We start from the raw sequence: 625 nt of genomic DNA, 5'->3' as shown, positions 1-625 counted from the left end.
CCAACTGCCCACATTGAACGCGTTTGAGCAATAGCTGCCATGCTTTCAGCGAGTTTTACTAGAACAACCTGTGAAGGTAGTTTTGCTTCAATATCTGGAATGACTGCTTTAAACTCGGCATCAGGAGACAGCGTCAAGCCAAATGGAGGGAAAGAACCGTTTTTAACAACTTCCTTTTTAATTCTATCAAAGCCTTTGACCATCATATATTTGAGTTGGTTTACAGATTGCGCTTCTGTTAGCTTGGCACGCTTTAAAGAGTTAAAATCTTCAGCCTGCAAGGGAGAAACCCAAGACAAAACGCATAGCGCTAGAAGTAAAAGGCAGCAGAATGAACGCTTCATTAAAAACTCCAATTGTTATGTTTTATTTTACGGCGATAAATTATCGGGTGTCGAACAAATGTCCATATACATTCTTATAGAATTTAATTTTGCGATAACTTAATGAAGAATTTTGAAACAGCTTACCAAACAAATCAAACAAAACACCCGGCAAAGTGGCTACAAAAGGAAATTATTCTTAATGAAGCGCAGTGCCATGCCTTGTTAGCCTCCCTCCCCCATTCAATCTTTTTAGATAGCGGCGTTGATGAGTCAAAAGGTCGCTTCAATATTATTAGCGG

The 625-nt window shown here is 39.4% G+C and carries 1 protein-coding gene; it reads right to left on the bottom strand.

Features of this window, described 5'->3' with window-relative positions; genetic code table 11:
* Window positions 1-344, bottom strand: a 344-nt coding sequence (locus A3761_RS00405; RefSeq protein WP_156491452.1) for a hypothetical protein, incomplete at its 3' end; no start/stop codon positions are given.
* Window positions 345-625 lie beyond the last annotated feature (281 nt).

The organism is Oleiphilus sp. HI0123 (assembly GCF_001635315.1).
Note: the sequence above shows the minus strand (reverse complement) of the source record. Positions and strands in the feature narration are given on the sequence as shown.